General features: G+C 62.9%; 18 protein-coding genes. 12 read left to right on the top strand and 6 right to left on the bottom strand.

Annotation, left to right across the window (positions count from 1 at the left end):
- Window positions 1–119: 119 nt before the first annotated feature.
- Window positions 120–2,474, top strand: a complete 2,355-nt coding sequence (locus tag CS006_RS09210) for an alpha-galactosidase (protein WP_243386981.1) — start codon at window positions 120–122, stop codon at window positions 2,472–2,474.
- A gap of 10 nt (window positions 2,475–2,484) precedes the next feature.
- Here CS006_RS09210 and CS006_RS09205 read toward each other — a convergent pair whose 3' ends face one another.
- On the bottom strand, window positions 2,485–5,574 hold the full coding sequence (locus CS006_RS09205) for a DEAD/DEAH box helicase family protein (RefSeq protein ID WP_100511518.1): 3,090 nt from the start codon (window positions 5,572–5,574) through the stop codon (window positions 2,485–2,487).
- Window positions 5,575–6,022: 448 nt separating this feature from the next.
- Between CS006_RS09205 and CS006_RS09200 the strand changes: the two genes are divergently transcribed.
- The 5 genes from CS006_RS09200 to CS006_RS09180 all read left to right on the top strand — a co-directional run bounded on the left by CS006_RS09200 (window position 6,023) and on the right by CS006_RS09180 (window position 12,723).
- A complete protein-coding gene (locus tag CS006_RS09200) occupies window positions 6,023–7,474 on the top strand; it encodes a tagaturonate reductase (protein ID WP_100511517.1) in 1,452 nt (483 codons plus the stop codon).
- A 144-nt stretch (window positions 7,475–7,618) separates the two neighbouring features.
- Complete coding sequence (locus CS006_RS09195; protein ID WP_100511516.1) at window positions 7,619–9,190, top strand: UxaA family hydrolase; 1,572 nt, start codon at window positions 7,619–7,621, stop codon at window positions 9,188–9,190.
- A 417-nt stretch (window positions 9,191–9,607) separates the two neighbouring features.
- A complete protein-coding gene (locus tag CS006_RS09190) occupies window positions 9,608–10,594 on the top strand; it encodes a LacI family DNA-binding transcriptional regulator (protein WP_100511515.1) in 987 nt (328 codons plus the stop codon).
- Between the two features lie 92 nt (window positions 10,595–10,686).
- Window positions 10,687–11,067 carry a glycerophosphodiester phosphodiesterase gene (locus CS006_RS09185; RefSeq protein WP_100511514.1) on the top strand — a complete coding sequence of 127 codons (381 nt, stop codon included), beginning with the start codon at window positions 10,687–10,689 and terminating at the stop codon, window positions 11,065–11,067.
- 90 nt (window positions 11,068–11,157) lie between these two features.
- Window positions 11,158–12,723 carry an MFS transporter gene (locus CS006_RS09180; protein ID WP_165777326.1) on the top strand — a complete coding sequence of 522 codons (1,566 nt, stop codon included), beginning with the start codon at window positions 11,158–11,160 and terminating at the stop codon, window positions 12,721–12,723.
- 26 nt (window positions 12,724–12,749) lie between these two features.
- Here the strand turns inward: CS006_RS09180 and rhaM are convergent, their stop codons facing one another.
- Both rhaM and CS006_RS09170 read right to left on the bottom strand, forming a co-directional pair.
- Window positions 12,750–13,064 (bottom strand): L-rhamnose mutarotase, encoded by a 315-nt coding sequence (gene rhaM, locus CS006_RS09175; protein ID WP_100511512.1) that lies wholly within the window; start codon window positions 13,062–13,064, stop codon window positions 12,750–12,752.
- Window positions 13,065–13,242: 178 nt separating this feature from the next.
- On the bottom strand, window positions 13,243–14,130 hold the full coding sequence (locus CS006_RS09170; RefSeq protein ID WP_100511511.1) for an AraC family transcriptional regulator: 888 nt from the start codon (window positions 14,128–14,130) through the stop codon (window positions 13,243–13,245).
- Between the two features lie 219 nt (window positions 14,131–14,349).
- On the opposite strand from CS006_RS09170, the gene CS006_RS09165 reads away from it, so the two are divergent.
- Window positions 14,350–15,198, top strand: coding sequence for a sugar phosphate isomerase/epimerase family protein (locus CS006_RS09165; protein ID WP_100511510.1), 849 nt, complete (start codon window positions 14,350–14,352; stop codon window positions 15,196–15,198).
- A gap of 258 nt (window positions 15,199–15,456) precedes the next feature.
- Entirely contained in the window at window positions 15,457–16,278 is an 822-nt protein-coding gene (locus tag CS006_RS09160; RefSeq protein ID WP_133119557.1) for an endonuclease domain-containing protein, read from the top strand.
- A gap of 420 nt (window positions 16,279–16,698) precedes the next feature.
- On the opposite strand, the gene CS006_RS09155 is transcribed toward CS006_RS09160, so the two are convergent.
- From CS006_RS09155 to bglB, 3 genes are all read right to left on the bottom strand, one after another.
- A complete protein-coding gene (locus CS006_RS09155) occupies window positions 16,699–17,337 on the bottom strand; it encodes an RpiB/LacA/LacB family sugar-phosphate isomerase (protein ID WP_100511508.1) in 639 nt (212 codons plus the stop codon).
- A 355-nt stretch (window positions 17,338–17,692) separates the two neighbouring features.
- The gene (locus CS006_RS09150) at window positions 17,693–18,502 is read right to left on the bottom strand and encodes a gluconate 5-dehydrogenase (RefSeq protein ID WP_100511507.1); all 810 of its coding nucleotides are present in this window, start codon (window positions 18,500–18,502) and stop codon (window positions 17,693–17,695) included.
- A gap of 101 nt (window positions 18,503–18,603) precedes the next feature.
- A complete protein-coding gene (bglB, locus tag CS006_RS09145; protein WP_100511506.1) occupies window positions 18,604–19,719 on the bottom strand; it encodes a beta-galactosidase BglB in 1,116 nt (371 codons plus the stop codon).
- Window positions 19,720–20,108: 389 nt separating this feature from the next.
- Here bglB and CS006_RS09140 point away from each other — a divergent pair, with 389 nt between their 5' ends.
- The 4 genes from CS006_RS09140 to CS006_RS09130 all read left to right on the top strand — a co-directional run bounded on the left by CS006_RS09140 (window position 20,109) and on the right by CS006_RS09130 (window position 24,857).
- Complete coding sequence (locus tag CS006_RS09140) at window positions 20,109–21,587, top strand: MFS transporter (protein ID WP_100511505.1); 1,479 nt, start codon at window positions 20,109–20,111, stop codon at window positions 21,585–21,587.
- A gap of 297 nt (window positions 21,588–21,884) precedes the next feature.
- Window positions 21,885–22,010 (top strand): hypothetical protein, encoded by a 126-nt coding sequence (locus tag CS006_RS11050; protein ID WP_279324831.1) that lies wholly within the window; start codon window positions 21,885–21,887, stop codon window positions 22,008–22,010.
- Between the two features lie 269 nt (window positions 22,011–22,279).
- Window positions 22,280–23,257: an SGNH/GDSL hydrolase family protein gene (locus CS006_RS09135; protein WP_100511504.1), complete on the top strand. Its 978-nt coding sequence runs from the start codon at window positions 22,280–22,282 to the stop codon at window positions 23,255–23,257.
- 256 nt (window positions 23,258–23,513) lie between these two features.
- Window positions 23,514–24,857, top strand: a complete 1,344-nt coding sequence (locus tag CS006_RS09130) for a glycoside hydrolase family 28 protein (protein ID WP_100511503.1) — start codon at window positions 23,514–23,516, stop codon at window positions 24,855–24,857.
- Window positions 24,858–24,884: the final 27 nt, after the last annotated feature.

Genomic DNA, 24,884 nt, shown 5'->3' with positions numbered 1-24,884 from the left:
TCTATTCGTGTCATTGACACTGTACCGTGAAGTCGTCCGGCGTGCCAGAGAAACCGGACATGGAAAACGAAATATGATGGGCGTGAATCCGTTTGCAGCGACACGAAAACGAGGTAACGATGCCGCAGTTCACGCCACTTCCGGCCCATCCCATCATCGAACGATACGACGGCACGTCCTCGGACGGCACGCGGGTGCATGTCGTCTACATGGAACAGACGACGGCGGACGTGGCGTTCGCGCTGGTGTTCCCCGATCATCTGCATGACGATGCCGGTCGCGACGATGCCGGCGGCATGGGTGGCGGCATCGTCGGTGAAGCCGGTGATGTCGCGGAGGGCATGGAACCGCCGCGCATTGTGCACTGGGGGCGGCCGTTGCCGGGCGTCGGACGCAAGGTCGTGCTGCTCGGCGCCTACGACGCATTGAAACCGCAGCGTGTCTCCGGCGCGCTGAGCGAGACGCCGTGGCCGAGCATCCTGCCCACGCAGGCCGAATCATGGCTGGGCAAACCGCGAATCGTCGTCCGACGAGACGGCGTGGAACTCTTCTGCCGATTCGCCGTCACCGGTGTGGCGGCGGCCGTCGACGGCGACACCGCGGCGGTGGACGTCGCCATGCGGGACGCCGAACAGGGCGTGCAGGTCGTCTGGCGGGCCGAACTCGAACCCAGTGGACTCGTCCGGCAGCGTGCCGAGATGCGCAATCTCCCTGCCGGGAATACCACCGACGGAACCGCTTGCGCATCACCGCTGGAGGTCGGCGGCATCGAACTCGGATTCCCCATCCCCGAAACCGCCTCCGAAATCCTCACCGCCACCGGCCACCACCTGCGCGAACGCTCGCCGCAACGCCAGCCGCTGACCATCGGCCGGTTCGAAAAGAACTCGCTCGCCGGCCGCCCCGACTTCGACGCCTCCCTGCTGCTCACCGCCGGCACACCCGGATTCGGCTTCGAACACGGCGAAGCGTACGCCGTGCACGTCGGGTGGAGCGGCAACTCCACCCTCTCCGCCGAACGCCTGCCCTACACCACCGGCATCATCGGCGGCGGTGAACTCCTCTCCGGCGGCGAAATCACCCTCGATGCCGGCGAAAACTACACGACCCCATGGGTCTACGGCTCATACGGCGACGGACTCAACGAGATCGCCGCACGATTCCACCATCATCTGCGCGCACTGCATCCGAACCTCAGCGCCAAGCCACGGCCCGTCATCCTCAACACCTGGGAGGCCGTGTACTTCGGGCAGAACTACGACACCTTGGCCGCGCTCGCCGACAAGGCCGCGGAAATCGGCGTGGAACGATTCGTCGTCGACGACGGCTGGTTCGGCTCCCGACGCGACGACACATCCGGCCTCGGCGACTGGCAGATCGCGAAATCGGTCTGGCCCGACGGCGAGAAAAGCCTCAAGGCGCTCGCCGACCACGTGCACGGCCTCGGCATGGAATTCGGCCTGTGGTTCGAGCCGGAGATGGTCAACCCCGATTCCGACGTCGCCCGCGAACACCCCGACTGGATGCTTGCGCCCACGCCGAACCGGGTGCCGATGGAAGGACGCAGCCAGCAGGTGCTCGACCTGACCAATCCGGATGCGTCCGCCTATATTCTCGGCAGCATCGATGCGCTGGTGAACGACCTCGGCATCGACTACATCAAATGGGACCACAACAAGCTCGTCACCGAGGCCGCAAGCCCGGTTCATGGCTACCGTCCCGCCGTGCATGCGCAGACCATGGCCGTATACGATATCTGGCGCACGCTCAAGGAACGCCATCCCGGACTCGAGATCGAAAGCTGCTCGTCGGGCGGCGGACGCGTGGACCTCGGCATCCTCGAATACGCGGACCGCATCTGGGCGTCCGACTGCGTGGACCCCGTCGAACGCGCCGACATCCAGCGCTACACATCGCTGCTCGTACCGCCCGAGATGATCGGCGCGCACGTGGGCGCCAGCCCCGCGCACTCCACCGGCCGCGCCACGACGCAGACCATGCGCATGGCCATGGCGTTCCTCGGCCACCTCGGCGTCGAATGGAACCTGCTCGATCAGCCGCAGCAGGACCTCGACCTGCTGGCCGAATGGATAGCCGAATTCAAGAAGCATCGCGAATGGTTCGCCATCGACACCATGGTGCACGCCGACAGCGCCGACCCGTCCGTGCGGCTCGACGGCGTGGTCAAGCCCGACCGTTCCGCCGCCATCTACCGGTTCACGCAGCTGACCACGTCGGCCACCTATCCCGTCGCGCCGATGCACGTGCCCGGCCTCGACCCCGCGAAGAACTACCTGCTCCAGCCCGTGCCGGTGAACGTCGACATCTCGGCGATATCCAACGGCCAGACGCCGCTCGGCTGGTGGAACGCCGACGGCATCACGCTCTCCGGCGCACAGCTCGCATCGTATGGACTGCGCATGCCAAGTCTCGACCCCGCCAACGCGGTGCTGTTCTGGGCCATCGAGGTGTGAGAGAACGACATCAGCGAATCATCGTCGTCACGGTGTTCGGCGTCCTGCCGCCGCGATTGAGGAACGACCGTAGCCGGCAGCGCAGCAGGATTCGCCGACCTTCCTCGGTGTGCGTGTCGATGATCGTGCAGCCGGCCCAACGCCGTTGCAGACTTCTCCGCAACACTTCGACGTCCCGCCTGCGTCGGGCGAATATGGCCGGACATGGCAGACTCACGCCATACTCGCGCACGCCCCACTCCCGCCCGACGATCACATACCTCGGATTATCGATAGGGGAGAGAAGTTCCGCCATGGTTTCGGCGAAGACGACCTGCTCGCGCCGCGTGCCGCCGACGGCCATGCATCGCAACGCTGTCCGCTCGTCATCCAAACCGGGAGCCGGCACATCCTCGATCGTCACGAACATCCGGTCGCCGATGCCGGTCCGTTCTCCATCGGCCGTAATACCGGGCAAAATTCCGGTCGACACATCGGACGATATCGCGCCGACGCCACGCAGCGCATCGAGCACCGCACACGACAGCGCGAACAACGATTGCCTCGGCACCATGACGGCCCGCCAACGCATGACCGCCCGTCCTATCGGTACCAGCGCCATCGCACCGCATATGAGCATCGTAGGCCAGAATCCGAAATTCGCGCCGGAACGGGCCGAGGAACGCGCCATGCCCGTCGCGACGTTCACCATCAACCCCACAACCTGCGACAACATGGCATACACAAGAATCTCGCCCAACGGCAGCAACAGCAGCGCCCGTGGCGGCGCAATCGGCCGGACCGATTGCACGGCCTGCGAAACCCGGCCGTCCGTATCGTCTACCGCGTTCCGCCATAGTTCGGCGGTCCGTGCACGATTCGCGCTTCGTCGCAGCATCACCGCATTGATGCGCGCGATGCCATCATGGTCGTATGGCGGCGTGAACACGCCCAGCCGGTCGATGCCGCTTTCCACACTGCGCGACACATACGACGGTCCGAGAAAACAGTCGAACCGACGACGCAGCATCGCGAAATCATCGCCGTGAATGGTCGAATCATCCGGCGGGTCAAGCCATCGCATCGTCTGCTCGCCGACGTCACTGAACGTCAGATGTTCGGGCTCCACGGCCGCCAGATGCCAGATGTTCGCCACCTTGCCCGGGTCGGCGGCCAGAGCGCGAATCGCGCGGCCTCGCATCTGATTGGTCAGCATGAACGAACCGACCGTGCTGGCCAGCACCAGCGTGTTGACGCTCGGCGAATCCCAGCCCTCACCCAGCAGCGACTTCGTGCCGACCAGCACATGCAGCAGCCCCGTCTCGACCAGTTCGGTAACGACGGCGGTCTTCACGCCATTCGACGAACCCAGGTCGACCTCGCAATACCGTTCGTCCGGCAGCGGACGATATGCGGGCATTACGCCGCGCAAGGACGCCAGCCGGTCGATATCGTCGGTCAGGCTCGCCGGCATGATGGTCAGACTGCCGGAGACGGCGCCGACCATCGGTATGAAATCGTTCGCCGGATCGGCCGGATCGGCCTTTGCATCCGCGATTGCCATATCCGAGCTGGCCATGTGCGGAGCCGCAGTGTTCAAGGCCGTTGCCCCTGAGACGGCACTCGCCGCCGTCGCATCCACCGTCCGGCGAATCGTCTCGAAAATCGGCACCAGTCCCATCGAGGTGATCGGCCCGTCGTCGCCGATGCGGCGCTTCTCGTCGGCGCGAATGTAGTCGGTCAGCACCAACATCCGCAGCCGTCCGCCCATCGACGTGCTCTCATGGCGGACGATGCGGCCTATGGACTCGAGTTTTCCGGCCGACGACACCAGCCGCCGGGTCAGCCCGTCATTGTCCAACAGGCAGACGCGGCCACGGTCGGTCATACCGAGGCGGGTCAGCTCGTGTTTGAGACGGTCCGACAACGACTTGCCGAACAGTTCCGGCGTGCCGACGATGAATCGGAACGCCCGCTGCGCGTACGCCATACGATACCGCGGCAGCATGCGTTTCGTTGTGACCAGACGAATCAGCCGCTTCGGCGGAACCATGCCGTCACGACGGTCCATCAGCACCAACAGCGCAAGATAATCGTCGGGATGGCTGTACAACGACGGCGGCACATGCTGCTGCCTGCCGTCGGCCGCGATACCGGCCACGGCGACGGCCTTCGCAAACAGATCGCCGTCCACGATCCGCCGCACGGCATCGCCGGCCTTGATGCGGAACCGGCGGATCTCCGCCGTCTCGGCCGGCGTCGGATAACCGAACATCACGAAATCCTGATGCGGGCACAGGTCACCGCTTTTGACCAGTTCCGGAGTGAAGATCTCCTCATCGATATCGCCGCACAATGCAATATATCGTTTCCATTCGTTGGCGTTCGCATCATATGGTGGCGTGGCCGTCAGGGCGATGACGAGGATGTCGTTGTTGACGCGCGGATTGGCACGCAACGCCGCGACGAACGCCTCGAGGATTCGCTGCCACTCGCGACGCAGATGATGCGCCTCGTCAAGACAGATGATTCGCACGCCGGCGTCGACAAGACGGTCGACCAATGCGGCAAGCAGACGGCGCTCGCGGTCCTTCGGGGATTCGGTGGTGGTGCTGGTTGTGTCGGTAGCGTCGTCGATGTTGACGGCATCGCGCTCGCTGACCGCCGCGTGCAGCGCCTGATACGTCACCGAGGTCAGGGCTTTGGGATGGTGAAGGTCGTCGGACACCATGGAACGCAGAAGGGAGGCGTTGTCGTCGGTGGTATCGAGGCCGTTGCCATCGGGATTGATCCGGTTGTCGCCGGTATCGGTGTAAGCGTCGCCGGGCTCGCCATTGCCGGTCTCGTCGTTCGGTTCAAAATTCTCGACGAACCGATTCGTCCATTGATCGGCGATGGCGACGGTGGGGGAGAGCACCAGCGCATTGCCGCCGTGTCGACTCCCATGCCGGCGGATGAGCTCGAGGCCAAGGATGGTCTTGCCGCTGCCGGGAGGCGCCACGATATGAACATGACCGTCGGCGGCATGAGTGCCGGCGGCGTCGAGCACGCGCCGCTGGTAGTCGCGGAACTCGCCACGGAACCGTAATCGCCGCCAGATGTCGTTGTCGTCCATCATCATGCTCCCCGCCGCCCAGCAACTGCCAACTGTCGCAGATTATCACGGCGGGTGGGGCTGTTGAACGATTGCCTGGCACGGAGTCGCGGAATGCCGGGAATCGCGTCCTCTGCCAAGCGCTCTTGGCACGGAGTCGCAAATACGCGACGTCACGTATCCCGTGTCACGGTTCTTCGCCACGGAACGGCGAATGCGCGGCATTATGTATTTCCGTGCCGCATCTTCCCGCCTCTGCGACGCATTCCGGCCCCATGTACGCCCATATCGCGGCGATGTCAAGACTTGACATCGGAATATGGTCAAAACAAGGCAACGATTGGCAACAATTTCCCTGCGAAAAGCCGCAAGCACATACGCTGAAATCAGCCAAACGAAGTGCTGGAATACGAAGCTGTAACGGCGTTTCGCCAAGCTGGATCATCGCATTTCACCGAGCAGAAAGCAGGGAAAAATGACAGACAACAATCTTCCGGTTCTCAATGCCGAGGTCGCCATCGAGAAGGGTCTGACCACTGCGGATGCCGCCAAGCGTCCCATCAAGGTCATCCAGTTCGGCGAGGGCAACTTCCTGCGCGCATTCGTCGACTGGACCATCCAGCAGCTCAACAACAACGACCTGTTCGGCGGCAACGTCGCCATCGTGCAGCCGATCTCCCAGGGCCGCGCCAAGGAGCTCGCCGCCCAGGACAACCTCTACACCGTCGTCCTCGAAGGTCTCAAGAACGGCGAGCAGGTGCAGTCCCGCGAGCTCATCGACTCCATCGGCAAGTCCCTCTCCGCCGTCGGCGACTGGGAGGAGTTCCTTGCCCTGGCCGACGAGCCGGAAGCCAAGATCATCATCTCCAACACCACCGAGGCCGGCATCGCCCTCGACGACTCCGACACCGCCGAGACCGTGCCGCCGAAGAGCTACCCGGCCAAGCTCGTCCACCTGCTCAAGCGCCGCTTCGACAACGGCCTGCCCGGCTTCCTCATCATCCCCTGCGAGCTGATCGCTGACAACGGCGACACCCTCAAGAAGTACCTGCTCGAGCTGGCCGACAAGTTCGGCTACGGCGAGGACTTCAAGGCCTGGCTCGAGAACGACAACAAGTTCTTCAACACGCTCGTCGACCGCATCGTCCCCGGCTACCCGCGCGACCGCGCTGAGGAGCTGTGGAACGAGCTCGGCTACGTCGACAACAACATGGTCAAGGCCGAGCCGTTCCTGCTGTGGGTCGTCTCCGGCGACGCCGAGGCCATCGACGAGGCCCTGCCGGCCAAGAAGCTCGGCATCGACCTGGTCACCCCCGAGTCCGTCAAGCCGTACCGCGAGCGCAAGGTGTTCCTGCTGAACTGCCCGCACACCACGCTCGCCTCCGTGGCCCGTCTGGCCGGCGTCGCCACCGTGGGCGAGGCCATGAACGACGCCGACGTGCGTCCGTTCATCGAGAAGGAGATGCACGAGGAGATCATCCCGGTGCTGTCCCTGCCCGAGGACGAGCTCAACAAGTTCGCCGAGGCCGTGCTGGAGCGCTACGCCAACCCGTTCGTCAAGCACGCGCTCGACGCCATCGGCCTGAACTCCGCCGCCAAGTACGTCACCCGCTGCCTGCCGGTGCTGCTCAACAACGTGAAGGAGGGCCACGGTCTGCCCAAGCGCCTGGTGCTGGCCCTCTCCGGTCTCATCTACACCTACGGCGGTCTGGCCGAGGGCAAGGTCAACATCTCCGATGACCCGGCCGTCGTCGCCAAGTTCGAGGAGGCCGCCAAGAGCGAGAACTACGCGGCGACCATCCTCGCCGACGCCTCCGTGTGGGGACAGGACCTCACCGAGGTCGAGGGCCTGGTCGACGCCGTGGCCGCCAACCTCGAGGCCATCAAGGCCGAGGGCATGCGTCCGCTCATCAAGGCGCTCGCCTGATTCATTCGCCCATGGGAGCGAACAGCTCCCCCGGTCCGATTCCACTGGTTCGGCTCCCCTCCCGACGGAGGGGGAGCCGTCATGCCTGGCATGACCGAGGGGAGCCATCCCATGCATGCACGTTTTATAGGAAGGGCTTTCATCATGGATACGATTCATCTCGATCCGCATGACAAGGTCGCCGTCGCCGCACGCGACCTGAAGAAGGGCGAGGCCGTCAAGGTCGAGGGGCTCGCCGAACCGGTCGTCGCGCTTGAGGACGTCGGCCGCGGCCACAAGATCGCCATCGAGGACATCCCCGAAGGCGAGCAGATCATCAAGTACGGCTATTCCATCGGCCATGCGAAGTGCGACATCGCCAAGGGCTCGTGGGTGCACACGCACAACACGAAGTCGAACCTCGGCCCGGACCTGCAGTACACGTACGATCCGGTGCCGGACGTCGTCAAGCCGGGCAGCAAGCCCAGCGACCTGACGTTCCAGGGCTACCGCCGCTCCACCGGCAAGGTCGGCATCCGCAACGACCTGTACATCGTGCCGGCCGTCGGCTGCATCAACTCGCTGTGCGACAACATCGCCAAGCAGTTCGAGGCCCTGCATCCCGACCGCGGCGCCTTCGACTCCATCATCATCGCGCATCATCCGTACGGCTGCTCCCAGCTGGGCGGCGACCATGAGATGACCAAGCGCATCCTGCAGGACATCGCCATGCATCCGAACGCCGGCGGCGTGCTCGTCGTGGGCCTCGGCTGCGAGAACAACCAGATCCCGCAGTTCAAGTCGGAGATGACCCCGCTCATGGGCTGCTGCGGCACGGACGCCGAGCCGAGCGACGCCGTGGTCAAGGACCTTCAGGAAGGCCTCGTCTACGACCCGCATCGCGTGAAGTTCATGATCTGCCAGCTTGAGGACGACGAGTACGAGACCGCCGCCAAGCTGCTCGAGGAGCTCAACACCGAGGCGCTGAACGACCATCGCGAGCCCATCCCGATCAGCGAGCTGACCGTGGGCGTCAAGTGCGGCGGCTCCGACGGCCTCTCCGGCGTGACCGCCAACCCGCTCGTCGGCAAGTTCGCCGAATGGCTGGCCTCGCAGGGCGGCAAGGTCGTGCTCACCGAGGTGCCCGAGATGTTCGGCGCCGAGCAGGTGCTCATGAGCCAGGCCAAGGACGAGGAGACCTTCGAGGACATCGTCCACCTGATCAAGAACTTCAAGGACTACTTCCGCAAGTACAACCAGCCGATCGGCGAGAACCCGTCGCCGGGCAACAAGGCCGGCGGCATCACCACGCTCGAGGACAAGTCGCTCGGCTGCATCCGCAAGGGCGGCAAGTGCGAGGTCACCGACGTGATCGCCTACGGCCATCAGGCCTCCGAACCGGGTCTGACCCTGCTGCAGGCTCCCGGCAACGACCTGGTCTCCTCTTCCGCGCTGGCCAGCGCCGGCTGCAACATCGTGCTGTTCACCACCGGCCGCGGCAACCCGTACGGCACCTACGTGCCCACGTACAAGGTCGCCACGAACGTGCCGCTCGCCACCAAGCATTCGCGCTGGATCGACTTCAACGCCGGCCGTCTGCTCAGCGAGCACATGGAGGACGTGCTGCCCGACTTCATCGCCAGCGTGATGGCCACCGTCAACGGCGAGCGCAGCACGCGCAACGAGGAGTACGGCATGCACGAGATCGCCATCTTCAAGGACGGCATCACCGAGTAGTCGGGGTCCGGCGTCCGACATCGTCTGGTCGGAACCGCCCTTCGGCCCGTATTCCGTCTGCAGGCGTCCCTGCCGTCTGCAGACGGAATCCCCTCGGACGGCCTGGCCGATGCCTCTTCTCCGAAAACGAGGGGAAGTCGCCTATTCGCATATCTATACCCAATAAAGGAGCGGCCTTCGTTTCCATCTCTTCTTTCCTGTGATCGGTTTGTCAATGTCCCGAAGACGTCACGTCGTCTTCGGGACATTCTCGTATGCGCGTCCATATCGACATGTGAACGCTTACATGTCCATTGAAGTCGTCGCCACGCGTCGCGGGCGACGGAGAAAAACGATATATTGCACGAAAATAAGCCGTTTTTGGCATCCGTTGCGTAAACTCGACAAGAGAAGAAGTCTTGTTTTGATGGAGAAGTAATGAGCAAGGTGACGATTCGCGATGTTGCGAAAGCCGCAGGGGTGTCTCCCTCGACCGTTTCCAGGGCGTTTTCCATGCCCGGCAGGGTCAGTCCGGAGACCACGAAACGTATCTTCCAGGTGGCCGACGAACTCGGCTACCACGGCGTGCCCATCGAATCACGTCCGAGCGTGGGATACAAGGGGCTGGTCGCCATCATCGTCCCCGACATGACCAACCAGTTCTTCACCGACATCATCCGCAGCGTGCAGCGCGAATGCGCCAACCATGGCGTCGGCCTGCTGGTGAGCGAATCGCGCGAGTCGGCGTCCATGGAACGCGTGGCGTTCGACCGGGCCGTCTACTATGCCGACGGCGTCGTGCTCGCCTCCAGCCGCATGCCCGATTCCATGATCCGCAAATGCGCGCAGGTCAAGCCGGTCGTGGTCACCAACCGCATCATCCGCGGCGTGCCATGCGTCATCACCGACGTGGCGCCGGGCATGCGGCAGGCCGTGCGTCATCTCAAGGAGCTTGGATTCGGCAGGGTCACGTATCTCGATGGCCCGGCGCATTCATGGTCGGCCGGCATGTGCTGGAACGCGCTGACGCGCGCCTGCGGCGAGGAGGGCATGAAGATCAAGCGCCAGTGGCCGGGCGTACCGACGGTCGAGGGCGGCTTCCAGGCGGCGAAGGAGTATCTGAAGAACCCCACGGGCGCCGTGATTGCCTACAACGACCTGATGGCCGTGGGTTTCCTCAGCGCGATGCGCCAGAGCGGCTACGAATGCCCGCGCGACTTCTCCGTCATCGGCATCGACGACGATATGGCCGGCAGGCTCGCCGTGCCGCCGCTGACCACCATCCACCGGTCGACCAGACTGGTGGGCGCGCAGGCCGCGCAGACGCTGCTCCAGCGGTTCTCCTCGGGAGGTGCGGACACGTCCGTGCAGAGCACGCCGACGCGTCTGGTCGTGCGCGAAAGCACCGCCCCGCTTGCCGTGTGACCCGTATCGTTCGCCGGTTTTCCGTTGACCGGTAGTGGGTGTAAACATGATGGTTGGAAAAACGTTTGAACCGACCATGATAGGGGACTGACATGCCGCTGCCCACACCGCCGGAGGACTCCGGATACGACCGCGCCACCGCCGACGACCTCGCACGCAGGGCCGGCGCGCAGGACGCCGACTTCCCGATTGCCGACGCCTACGGTGCCCTGCTCGACGAGCACCACGCCTGGGGGCTGCCGTTCAACGGCTACGCCAACGCTGCCGGCTACGGCTATGTGCAGGAGCCGACGCTCGGTGTCGCGCAGGACGGATGGGACTCCCACAAGGCGTTCAAGGAGCTCACGCCCGGCGCGCAGACCATCGTCGTCTACCGCAGCCTCGAGCGCGGCCACGACATCGACCGCGAATCCGCCCGCAACTTCCTCAAGCACGAGCGCGGCATCATCATCCACGGCAACCAGCCGTACTAAATCGCATACGCTGGCATCAGGGGGTTGATACCCGGCTGGGAGTAGTCCGGACGCTGCAATCCCGACGTGACCATGAGAAGAGGACGGGCATTGACGACCCAGACGCAGTCAGAACCGCAGCAGGGCAAGCCGCAATCCAGACGACACGGCAAGATCACCATAGGCAACGCGTTGAGCTATGCCATGGGCGACGTCTACGGCGGCGGCGGACCGACGCTCGCCGGAACCTACCTCGCCGTGTTCTGGACGCACTTCTGCGGATTCGACATCTCCACCGCCCAGGGCATCATCGGCGGCGCGGCCGTCGTCAGCGCCGTTTGCGCCATCCTGTTCGGCCTATTGTCCGAACGGTTCTACCTGTACCGTCTGGGACGCCGGTTCGGCCGGCGACGCTTCTTCATCATGCTGTGTTCGCCGCTCGTGCTGGTCACATTGCTCATGTGGGTGCCGGGGCTGCCGCAGCCGTTGTATTTCGCGCTCTACGTGCTCTACATCGTGCTATTGCAGATGTTCGGCGTCTGCTATGCGGCCCTGCCCGGCGAGATGACCACCGATTTCGCCGGACGATCCATGCTCTCCACGGTGCGGCTGCTGCTCAGCGGCATATCCACGGCGGTCATCCCCATGTTCGCCAGCTGGGTGCTCTCTCATCTCGGCGAGACCAACGCCTACTCGTACCAGCTGTTCGCCACCGTGGTCACCGTGGTGTTCGCCTGCGTCACGTTCGCCAGCTCCCGGCTCACCTGGGAGCTCACGCCCGAGGAGGCGGGATTCGGCGAGGCCGAACTCGCCCGGCGCCGCGCCGCGGCGCATCGGAGGACCCCGCGCGAGATGCTCGCCGCGGCCGGGCGCGTGGTGAGCGAATACGCGTCCACGTTCCGCATCGCCACGTTCCGCATCCACATCACGCTGTATCTTATCTGCCTCACGTTGCAGGACATGTTCACCCAGACGTTCGTGTTCTTCGTGCTCTACGACTGGAACAGGACGGCCGCCTTCGCCTCGCTGCTGCTTTCGCTCGCCATCATCGCCGAGGTGTTCAAGCCGCTGTGGGGCTGGCTGTTCATCCATATCGGACCGAGGAACCTGTACGCCGTATGCTATACGGGCGCGCTCACCGGACTGGCGCTGCTGTTCCTCGCATGGCGCACGGCCGGCGTGCTCTCCGGCGCGGCATGGACCGCGCTCGCCGTCGCCGCGTTCCTTGTCTGGTGCGTGTTCCGCTCGCTCTCCGGCACGCTGCCGTGGCTCATCTTTCCGTTCATCCCCGACGTCGACATGATCGTGACCAAACGCAACCGCGCGTCGATCTTCTCGGGTATCACCACGTTCCTGCGGTTCATCTGCACCGGCGTGGCATCCATAGCCTGCGGCGCGTTCCTCGCGACCACCGGCTTCGAACCGAATCACGCCGGCGGGCAGAGCACCGGCGCCCAGATGGGCATCGCCTTTGTCTGCCTCGGATGGTCCGCCATCGGATTCCTGGTGGCGTTCGTCATCTCGCGTCGTTTCGCGCTCGACCAGCGTGGCGACCTCATGCTGCTGCACGAAATCGACCGTCTCAGGTCCGGCGGTTCGAAGGAAGACGTCGAACCGGAGGTGCGAAAGACGGTCGAAAAACTCACAGGCGTGCCCTACGAGCGGTGCTGGCGGTAGCTTGGATTGGCGCGGATCGGTCCGAATCAGTCCAGATGGAACACCTCACGCAGGTCCTCGCACACGGGGGAGTTGTCGGGATTCGTCTCCATCACCGGCGCCATGAAATCCCACCATTTGCGGTTGATGGGCGTATCGGCCGACTCGGCCCAGCGCGCCTCGTCCTCCACCTCGATGTAACCGAACAGCGTGTTCGTCTCGGCATCGAACGAAATCGTGTAGTTGTGGCCGCCGTATTCGTGGATCATCGCCTTCATCTCAGGCCACAGCTCGTTGTGGCGTCTGGCGTACTCCTCCACCATGCCGGGATAGAGATGCATCTTGAACGTCTTGCGGGTCATCGGTCCTCCTTTGGACTGCGCGTAATCATTCATACGCATCGTAGGCAGCGTGCCGACGGCATATGGCATGCGAAACATATCGGGAATTGACTTCGGGCTTGCCGAAGTTGCGGCAGGCGATGCCGCCGCAGGCCGAGGAAGGTCCACGGCGACGCGTCCGCATCTCGATCCCGGCCGGTTATTCGTGCGCGGTGAAATACACGACGTCCGTGCTGTCGTTGCGACTCAGGAACTCCTTCGTCGTCATATGGAACTCCTGCTTGAAGCAGCGCAGGAAATGCGTGTACGAGGCGAAGCCGCACTGCCGGTACACGTTCTGCGCGCTGCCGTATTCGCGCAGCAGCTCCTTCGACCGCAGCAGACGGCGCTTGAGGATGAACTCATGCAGATTCAATCCCGTGCTCTTCTTGAACTGTCGCGAAAGATAGTACTTGTTGATGAAGAACCGGCTTGCGATATGATCCAGCGAGCAGTCGCCGTCAAGATTCTCGCTCACATACTCCATCACGTTCGTGATGAGCGAGGAGACCGGCTTGTTCACCGGCGCCACATCGGTGCTTGAATCGGCGACCGCCTTGTTCAGCGTCACCATGAAGTTCAGGAACCGCTGTTCGTACTCCAGGTCCTCGCCGTAGCCGTCGCCCGGCTTTTCGTCGAGCGTGGCGAACTCGCGGCGCAGCGCATCCGGATCCATGGTGATCACACGGCTCGCCGGCTTGCCGTTGTTGGAGAAGCAGGCGGTGAGATTCGTGTTCGAGGTCGAACGCGAGGCGAGGAAATCGTCACGCACGTAGATGTACGCGCGCTCGTAGTAGTCGCTCGACTGCCGCACGATGTTGTGCAGGTCGTTGCTGTGCGCGAACGTGACCGTGCCCGGCCCGGTCGTGTACTCCTTGCCGCCGAGATGGAAGACGCCCGTGCCCTGCAGCACGCAGTTGATCTCATGGAAGTCGTGGTAATGCAGCTGGGCGTGCTCCACGACCTGCGAATCGACATGATAGATCTCGAAACGGTCGGAGATCATGGAATTCACGATGACCGCGCGCGGCTGATCCTGATGCGTCATTGCATATGCTCCTGTGTCTGTGTCCGCCATCCCGCGACGAGAGGGGTGGGATGACGGCTGTTGCGGCGGGGCCGCCGTATATATCCATTGTTGATTTCATGGTACCCGTGGAATCAAGGATGGATAGTAATTCAGCAAAACATACGCACTCATTCATATATTCGGTCGGCTGGCGGTCTCTACACTCAACAAGTGATAGACGGACACAATGGAGGTGCCATGATCAATTTCGGAGCGCGCGGACACGACGTGACCGACGCCGATACACCGGAGAAACTCGCCCGCGGACTCGCCGAATACGGCGTTCACAACGTGCAGCTGGCGTTGCCCCGCCAGTTCCCCGACCTCGCCGACGCGAAGAGGATCAACCCCGGCATGGGCTCATACTTCCGCCGCGTGCTGGGGGAGTGCGGCGTCGGCATCGCCGTGCTCGGCTGCTACATCAACATGACCCATCCCGACGACGCCGTGCGCGAGGCGCTGTTGCGGCGGTTCGAGGCATACCTGGCGAACGCGCGGTTCTTCGGCGCGCCCGTGGTCGCCAGCGAGACAGGCTCCGTCGACGCCGATCCCGGCCGGTTCACCGAGGAGAACTTCACCGAGGAGATGTACCAACGCTCGCTGGCGTCAGTGCGACGGCTCGCGGCCGTGGGGGAGCGGTTCGGCACCATTGTGGGCGTGGAGCCCGGCGCGAACCATCCGATCTACGACATCGCCACCACCGAACGGCTGCTTGCCGACGTGGACTCGCCGTATCTCGGCATCGTGTTCGATCCGACCGCGTACACCGCGCCGAACGGCCGGACCGTGCACGACGGCGACCAGGTGGAGGTCACCCGCAAGGCGCTCGAGACGTTCGGCGACCGCATCGTGGCCGTGCATATCGACGACTTCACCGTGGACCCGAACGGCGGCGGGCTGCATCGCTGCAACGTGGACGAGGGCGTGATGGATGTGCGTGGCATCCTCGAGGCCGTCTCCGCGGCCCGCCCGTACATTCCCGTGATTCTCGAGGAGACCCGCGACGAGGCCATCGCCCGCACCGTGCGCCGCTATGGCAGCCTGTGAGGGGACTTCGGGTTCACTCTTTTCCGGAGTGTATGAAGAGTGAATCGGGAAAGTGCCCTGTTGTTCTCTTTGAATGTCGTTTCCGGACATTTTAACCTCATTGACGTTTAAAAAATTGCGGTTTGGACTCACTCTTTTGGGATGTCGAAAAAGAGTGAATCCAACCATCGGATTGAGGGTGGTCCGTTCGTCAACATTTCCGCGAAACAATGCGCTCGGATGCCAATGTCCGCTAGCGTCGGTTTCATGATGAGTGATATGGGCAGAGAAGCCGGTCTGAGGAGTATTCAGCAGCGAATGACCTGCGCCGATGCTGCAGAACGTATGGGGTTCATTCCTACGTTCTCGCATGTTACGGCATTGCAGTGTTTTGGGGTTCAGGTTCCTGACGACTGTAATTTTCCTGCTGATTCTCTGCATATTGCTTTTGCGCAGCGAAAGGCGCGACGATGGTGCAAGGGCATGTACACCCATTACTGGAGTGGCGAATTCCGAGTATTGGCTTGTAATGCAGGATCATTCTTCATAACCGATCCGGCGATGACCTGGGCGCAGATGGCGAACCATGTTGGTGAGGAAGGTCTGATCGTGATTGCCGGTGCCCTGACTTGCCGTGACCCCGTACGTAAGGTTGCGTCTCTTGATGACTTGGAACGGTATGTGCGTGATAATCCTGGGTTTTATGGTCGCAGTAAGTGCAAGGCGGTATTGCCGTTCTTGATTGAGAATTCCGATTCCCCTCCAGAGTCCATTCTGGCCGTATTGATTATGAGAGAAGGGCTGGGGCGTCCCGTGGCGAACTTCAGGATTGAGTTGCCGGATGGTGGATATCGTTTGGCGGACCTTGCCTATCCTGACTTGAAACTCGCCATTGAGTATCAGGGAGCATATCATGCCAATCCCGCGCAGATGAGAATGGATGCCGCTCGGTGGAACCAGCTTCGTGCACTTGGCTGGGAGATTGTGTTCGTCACTGCTGATGATATGCGTACTGAGCGGACGCGATTTCTGATTGTGCAGACGATTCGTGCGATGATGCATCGTCAAGCCGCTTTGCTGAATCTTTCCACCGTGCTGTAATCGGAATTCAATTCACTCTTTTCGCCAGTTGTAAAAGAGTGAATTGGAAATGCACTTTTGTAAACATGAAAATACGGTTTTTGGTTCTTTTTCTTTGGAAAATATGTCCATGTAAACAAATCCAAGTTCACTCTTTGCGGCGCTTGAAAAAGAGTGAACGTGTAAGTATGAAAAACGCTCGCCGGGGAGGAACCGGCGAGCGGAAAATAACCGAGGAGAAGGAAAGGGATGATCCTATAACCGTCGGGGTCGGGCGCGAGGAGGAGATTCGCCTATCCGACGGCCACGGATCGCGCGAGACTGGCGGATACCGTTGAACCGGTGCCGCGGTCGGTGACCGGTTCAACAGCCGGTGCCGGCGTTCGCCAGTCGAAGCCGCAGGAAACCCGCGATGATGGCGGGAGTCCTGCGGCGACGGAGCTAGTCGATGAGGCTCAGGACGTAGTCCTTGATTTCGCCGTCCTTAGCGTTGGCGGTGAAGAGCTCCTTGAAGTGTTCGCCGGCGAAGGCGCCCTTGACGAGTTCGGGGTCGAGGGCCTTGTAGATGTCGACCAGCGGCTTGTAGGCGGCGGCGCGCACGCCGTCGAGGATCTTCTTGTTGCGCTGTTCGGGGACGACGCGGTCCTTCGGGTATCCGGAGCCCGGCTCCTCAAGCCACATCTGCTCGAAGATATACTTGAGCTGCAGTTCCTGACCCCAGCCGTTCTTCAGCGCGAACGGGATGGCCATGGCGTTGCCGTCGTTGATCTGGGCGAAGGTGTAGGCGTCGAGCGGATCCTCGACGTGGCCGCAGATGACGCCGGGGAAGGAGTTGAGGGCCAGCATGGCGCCCTCGCCGGTGCCGCAGCCGGTGACGACGAAGTCGGCGGCGCCGGTGTTGAGCAGGGCGGCGGCGAGGATGCCGTTCTGCACGTAGGTGAGCTGGGCGGCGTCATCGGCGGCGTACATGCCGTAGTTGTCGACGTCGAAGCCCTTCTCGTCGGCGACCTTCTTCAGGGCGCCGTAGATGAGACCGTTCTTGGCGGCCTGCGAGTTCTCGTTGATGAGTGCGATACGCATTGGTGTTTTCCTTTCGTGAGGTGTGGGATGACTGGAGGGGCGGTGCCTGCCTCCCCTCCAGTCAGCTCCGTTGGCAGCTCTTTCCAAGAGGGGAGCCGTCGAATGTCTGGTGCATGTATGGGTAAAACGGCGGCGTGTGGTTTCGGCCGTCGCCGGGCGAAGACCGAAACCACCTCCTGAGGGTGATTGTTGCCTGATGCGTGCGACTTCAAGGCGTGGGCGACGAAGCACGCGGATGCATCAGGCAGCTATGAAGTGAAAATGCCGGCGTGTGTGGTTTCGGCCGTCGCCGGGCGAAGGCGTACGAATGGTACGTCGAGCCCGCCGTAAGGGCGAAAACGCCCCGCCGTCATTTTCACGGCTGCTTGCCGATGTAGGCGAGGATGCCGCCGTCAACATACAGCACGTGTCCGTTGACGAAGTTGCTGGCGTCGGACGCGAGGAACACGGCGGGACCCTTGAGGTCGTCGGGGGTGCCCCAGCGGGCGGCCGGGGTCTTGGCGATGATGAACTGGTCGAAGGGGTGGCGCGATCCGTCGGCCTGGCGTTCGCGCAGCGGCGCGGTCTGCGGGGTGGCGATGTAGCCGGGGCCGATGCCGTTGCACTGGATGTTGGCCTCGCCGTATTCGGAGCAGATGTTGCGGGTGAGCATCTTGAGTCCGCCCTTGGCGGCTGCGTAGGCGGAGACGGTTTCGCGGCCGAGTTCGCTCATCATGGAGCAGATGTTGATGATCTTGCCGTGGCCCTTCTCGATCATGCCGGGGATGACGGCCTTGGAGACGATGAACGGTCCGTTGAGGTCGATGTCGACGACCTGACGGAAGTCGGCGGCGCTCATCTCGGTCATGGGGATGCGCTTGATGATGCCGGCGTTGTTGACGAGGATGTCGATGACGCCGTACTTCTCGTTGATGTCCTTGACCATGGCCTGCACGGCGTCCTCGTCGGTGACGTCGCACTTGTAGCCGTGGGCCTCGTAGCCGAGGGCGGCGTAGTCCTTTTCGGCCTGGTCGATCTTGGCCTGGTCACGGTCGTTGAACACGATCTTGGCGCCGGCCTGGGCGAACGCCGAGGCGATGGCGAAGCCGATGCCGTAGGTGGCGCCGGTCACGAGGGCGAGCTTGCCTTTGAGGGAGAAGCTGTCCATGGAGAATTCGTCTGCCATGATTCCTTCTTTCTGTCGGTTGGGTTGGATTGGTGATGGTTGGTTGCGTTCTGTCTATAGCTATAGTCGCGTCCTGCGCCGAATGCGCGCCGTCGTCGCGTTCAGCAGAACGAGACGAGATACTCGGTGAAGGCGAGCACGGTGAGCGACTGACCGTAGGGCATGGCCGTGCGGTCGATGTTGCGGTAGTAGTCGAGGCTGTCTTCGAGGCCGGTGCCGACGGAGACGTTCTGCACTTCGCCCTTGTCGTCGATCTGGCCGAGCAGCGCCTTGATGGCCTTTTCGGCGACGGCGGCGTACTTGGGGTCGATGTAGCGGCGGTGCACGGCCTTGAGGATGCCGTAGGCGATGCCGGCGGTGGCCGAGGACTCCACGTAGGAGTTCGGGTCGTCGAGCAGGGTGTGCCACATGCCGGACTCGTCCTGGAGTTCGGCGAGCGTCTCGACCTGCCGGTTGAGCAGGGTGATGAGCCATTCGCGCACGAGGTCGCCCTTCTTGAGTCCGGCGGTCTCGATGAACTCGGGGATGCCGATGGTGATCCAGCAGTTGCCTCGCGCCCACAGGGCTCCGGCGTAGTGGTCGCGGCGGTTGAAGTTCCAGCCGTGGTACCACAGGCCGTTGGTGCGGTTCATGAGGTATTCGGCGTGGATGAGGAACTGGTACTTGGCCTCCTCCACGTAGTCGGGGTGGTCGAGCAGGCGGCCGATCTTGGTGAGCGGCATGACCGTCATCATGAGGGTGTCGTCCCACAGCTGTTCGAGATGCGGGTCCTGGATGGTGGCGTGCGCCATGCCGCCGCCGGTGGTGCGGGGCATGTCCTCCATGGCCCACTTGGCCCACTGGTCGAGGTAGGGGTGGAAGCGGGTGTCGCCGGTGTCCTCGTAGAGGCAGGCCATGGCGAGCAGCGGCGCCATGGAGTTGACGTTCTTGGAGGGGGAGCCTTCGGCGAGCGCGTTGTCGAACCAGTCGGTGACGACCTTGAGGGCCTTCTTGTTGCCGGTGAGCTTGTAGTTCTTGTAGATGCCGTAGAGTCCGACGCCCTGCGGCCAGTTCCAGACCTTCCAGCTCTTGTCGTCGACCACGATGTCGCCGAAGTGCAGGAGGAACTTGCCTTCGGGGTCGTCGATCGTGGTGAGGTTCTCGATCATGAGGTCGATCTTGCTTTGGATGAGTTCGCGGCTCGGCCGATCGTCGGTGGTCTTGTCGTTGGTGGTCATTGCTGTGGCGTTCCTCTTTTCTGTCATCGCCGTTGATGCGGGTTGGGTGGATGCCTCCATCGTATGGTGTTTGGTTCTGTGACATCCGTTGAAATAATTGCAGTTTTTGACTGTGAACTATGGAAAATTGAACAAAGTCGTGCGATTGGCGATAGGTTCCCTGATGAAGACTATGTCATGTTGTCGAAAAACGTTGTTTGGGAGAAGATGGCAATTTTGCATAGTTGCTCGGCGTCTTTTGATATTTCTTGCCGATGTTTACCGAATTGATATCGATTACATTACGTAATCGTATTCGCAATTCAAACAAAAGCGAACAGAATCAATCATTTAATGTTCCAGGCCGAACGTCTATGGAGACTCCGGCCGTGGGACGAAAGGGGAAAGACATGGCTTCGGCAACAGCACCAAGGGTGGTGTCGCGCACACCGTCCGCACGGAACCACGATGGCGGGCCGTCCGTAAAGGCCGCGCCGTTCGGCATCAGGGACAAGATCGGCTACATGTTCGGCGACGTCGGCAACTGCTTCATCCTGAGCCTGGTCAACGGCTTCGTGCTGAAGTTCTACACCGACGGCCTCGGCATCCCCGCCGCCATCGTCGGCGTGACCATGATGCTCACCAAGGTATTCGACGCATTCGTCGACGTCTACGTGGGCAACAAGGCCGACGAAAGCCACGCCAAGCCCGGCGAAGGCCGCTTCCGTCCGTGGATCCGCCGCTTCCGCTACCCGTTCATCCTCGTCTCCATCCTGCTGTTCCTGCCGATGGTGGCCTCGTGGGCGCTGCCCGCCAAGGTGGCGTACATCGCCGTCACCTACGTGCTGTTCAACGTGTTCCTCTCGACCGTGAACATCCCGTACGGCGCCCTCGCCTCCGCGCTGAGCGCCAGGTCCGACGAGCGCGCGTCGCTGTCCACCTACCGTTCCACCGGATCGGCCATCGCCAACGTCGCCACCGGCTACATGATCCCGATGTTCATGTACGAGACCGACGCGAACGGCAACCTCGCCGTCTCCGCAACCCACTTCTTCCTCATCGCCATCGTCTGCGGCGCGCTCGCATACCTCTCCTACGAGATCACCGTGCGTCTGACCACCGAACGCACCAACGTGCAGACCGGCCGCAAGCTCGACGCGAAGAAGATGGTCACCTCCATGTTCCAGGACCGCGCCCTGCTCGCCCTGATCGTCGCCGACTTCTTCGTCGTCATCAACCAGCAGCTCGCGTCCATCAACCAGACCTTCCTGTTCGACACGTACTTCCACAGCAAGACCGGCATGGCCATCGCCGTGATGTTCAACTTCATCACCGTGCTCGTGCTCGCCCCGTTCGCCACCGGCATCGCCCGCCGCTTCGGCAAGCGCGAGACCTCCGTGGTCACGCTCGCCTTCGCCGTGGTCATCTACGGCATCATGTACTTCGCGCACCTGACCGACTGGCGCGTATACCTCGTGCTCATGTTCTTCGGCGCCATCGGCGCGGGCTACTTCAACCTCATGGTTTGGGCGTTCATCACCGACGTCATCGACCACCACCAGGCCATCACCAAGATCCGCGAGGACGGCACCATCTACGGCCTTAACTCGTGGGCCCGCAAGATGGGCCAGGCCGCATCGAACGGCATCAGCGGCCTGCTGCTCGGATTCATCGGCTACCGGTCCGCCGCCGGCCACGCCGTGACGCAGTCCGCCGGCACCGTCGAGGGCGTATACGCGCTCACCACGCTGCTGCCCGTCGTCTGCCTCGGCATCGCCGCGCTGATCCTCGCGTTCTGGTACCCGCTCGGCAAGAAGGAGATCGCCGAGACCGAACGCATCCTCGCCGAGGACCGCGCCAAGCTCGAGGCCGAGGGCGCCAAGGCCTGATGCCCCGTCGGATCGCCGACGTCCGCCGGCCGTTTCCGCGGATGGTATGACCGCCCGCCCGTGCCGACGTCCGACGGGTGGATCGGCATGGGCCGTGTGGCCATGATGGCGGCATGATTCCCGTACGGGGTCATGCCGCCATCGTCGTTTTGGCTGTGTTGCCGGCCTGATATCAGCGATGTCAACGAACGATAGATAACGAACATCATTTGATATTTATTGCGCCGTATTGCCGGGAAAACCGCATATATTACTAACTGTCAACGAAAAACGATGAAAAAAGGAGGTGAACGAACGATGGGATTCAAGAAGAACCTGATGCGTGGCATGGCCCTCGCCGGTTTCGCCGGCATGTCCTTCATGTCTGACGAGATGGTACACACGGCCTACGAGGTGGCCCGCGAGGTCGAGAACGATCGCTGACGCGACCCGAAATCGACCGGGATTGCGATACGGCCAATGGCGTCCGTACCAGCCATCGACATATCCCCGATGGGAGAATGCCTGAAATGCATGACCTTTGGATTTGATGATCATGGACTTGTGATCTCGCCGATTCGGCGGGATTTTTTGTATTCCGGCAACGACCGGCAAGGCGTCGTCGCCGCGGTCCGGCCTCGTATACGCTGGTCCCGTGAGGCGGCGTCGATGTGAGGCGGCGTTGACGCCGTGATTCCGCGTAAGGAGCATGAATGAACATCGAGGATGTATTCCATAACTGCGTAGGCGTGAAGACCGAACCGGACGGGCTGCGTCCGGTGAGGTTCCCCGACCGGCTGCTCGACCTCTACCGCGAACGCGGCGAGATGACCGACATCCGCGCCAATTCGACCGCCGGCATCACCATGGATTTCGTCACGTCGGCCGACACGGTGCGGTTCGACTACGCCACGGGCCGGTTCTGCCGTCCGTTCGTCACGTTCGACGTCTACGAGAACGACGTGTTCATGGCCACGATCCGCGAACCCGACGAATCGCCGTGTGGCACGGTGGCGTATGCCAAGCGCAATCCCGGCGCCGCGCGGCTGACCTTCGTGCTGCCGTATACGACCGACGTGCGCATCTCCCACTGCGACTTCGGCGCCGACGCGCGGCCGGTGAACGCCGCGGACGACGACCGGCCGCTCATGCTGTTCCTCGGCGACTCCATCACCCAGGGCATGACCTCGCTGCGCCCCTCGCAGGGATACGCGTACCTGCTCGCCCGCACGCTGGGGTTCCGGCCGCTCAACTGGGGCGTGGGCTCCTATGTGTTCGACGCGCGTACGCTCGGCGACGTGGCCGGCGTCGGCGCCGCCGCGATCGTGGTGGCCTATGGCACCAACGACTACACGAAGATCCGCGAGGGGGAGATGACGTTCGAACGGTTCGAGGCCACGGTCGCGGAATATATGACGACGCTGCGTCTCGCCGTCGGCGAGGGGACGTCCGTCAGGGTGGTCACGCCGCTGTGGCGTTCCGCCGGATGCTCCACCGACGAGGACCGTGCGCTGCTGGACCGTGTGCGTGCGACGATCGCTAACCAGGCGATGCGCCGGCGGTTCGACGTGGTCGACGGCCTCGCGCTGGTCGGCCATGACGATGTGTTCCTCGCCGACGGCCTGCATCCCAACGACCTCGGTGCCGCCATGATGGCGAACAACATCGTCCGCGCGATGCTGGGGCAGTGAGGGCGGATTCGGTGCTGAATGGCTGAGATGCGGTGGCTCCCCTCAGTCGACTGCGTCGACAGCTCCCCTTGGAGAGGGGAGCCAAGGCGGTGAGATGCTCGTCGTCGACTTCGTGCGATGCCGGGGTGGCGGGAGTCGTCGGTAGGCCGGCCAGAGGGGCCGAAACGCGTCTTGGCGGAACCGTTTCCGTTGGTGTAGACTCGTTGTTATTCATCGATGTTATCGATGTCATTTTTTATTCAACGGAGAACCACCCATGGATTACCTCATCACCGCATACGGCGCCGTCGCCGACGGCGTGACCAACAACCGCAAGGCCATCCAACAGGCCATCGACGCCGCCAACGAGGCCGGCGGCGGTCGCGTCGTCGTGCCGACCGGCCGGTTCCTCACCGGAGCACTGGTATTGAAAAGCAACGTGACGTTGCATCTCGGGACCGGCGCATGGCTCATCGGCAGCCTGGACCTCGCCGACGGCATCGACTTCGCCGCCGAATTCGACGACGACACCGAGAACGCCGGCTGGACCGGCGGCTGCTTCCTCTTCGCCCGCCACGCCGAGAACATCACCATCGAAGGCCACGGCACCATCCACGGCCAGGGCGACACGGTGTTCTACGACGACAACGCCGACAATGGGCTGCACGAATGTCCCAAGAACGTACGCACCCCCGCGTGGGAACGCCCGCGCACCACGTTCTTCGAGGACGTGGAGAACCTCACCGTGCGCGACGTCACCTTCCGCGACGCCGCGTTCTGGACCCTGCACATGGCCGGCTGCCGTCACGTGCTCGTCGACGGCGTGCGCATCCTCAACGACCAGCGCGGCGCCAACAACGACGGCATCGACCCCGACACCTGCCAGGACGTCGTCATCACCAACTGCATCGTCAAGGCCGGCGACGACGCCATCGTCGTGAAGAACACCCCGCCCATGGCCGCCAAATACGGCGCCTGCGAGAACATCGTCATCTCCAACTGCGTGCTGTACTCGCATGACTCCGCATTGAAGATCGGCACCGAGACGGCGAACGCCATCCGGCATGTGGTGCTCTCCGACTGCGTGTTCCGCGACTGCTCGCGCGGTGTCGGCATCTGGGCGCGCGACGGCGCGACCATCGAGGACATCCACGTGCATCACGTCTCCGGCAACACCCGTCACTTCGCCGACTGCCCGCAGCGTGAGTTCGCGCCGCGCTGGTGGGGCAAGGGCGAGCCCGTCTTCATCTCCGCGACGCCGCGCGTCAGGCCGTCGTCGCCGCTGCCGGGCGTGATCCGCGACGTGACGTTCGACCACATCTGGATGACCTGCGAATCGGGCGTGTTCATCGCCGGCGAGGAAGACGCGGTCATCGAGAACGTCGACATCGCGGACCTTTCGCTCACCCAGCGCGTGCAGGGCACGCAGAGGCCGGCCCTCTTCGACGAGCAGCCAAGCGTGCACGGCGTCTACGAGCACGAGATCCCCGCCCTGTACGTGCGGCATGGGCGCGATATCCGCGTTTCCGGTACGGTGCGGCGCGAGGGCGAGTTCCGCGCGTTCCCGCTCGTCGAGACCGAATCGTCCGAACGCGTGAGCGTGAACCTGCGCGAACGGTGATGAGGCGAAGTACGGACCTGAAGGAGT

It is taken from the genome of Bifidobacterium primatium, from assembly GCF_002802875.1.
Taxonomy (GTDB): domain Bacteria; phylum Actinomycetota; class Actinomycetes; order Actinomycetales; family Bifidobacteriaceae; genus Galliscardovia; species Galliscardovia primatium.
This window is presented reverse-complemented; position numbering and strand designations above follow the sequence as displayed.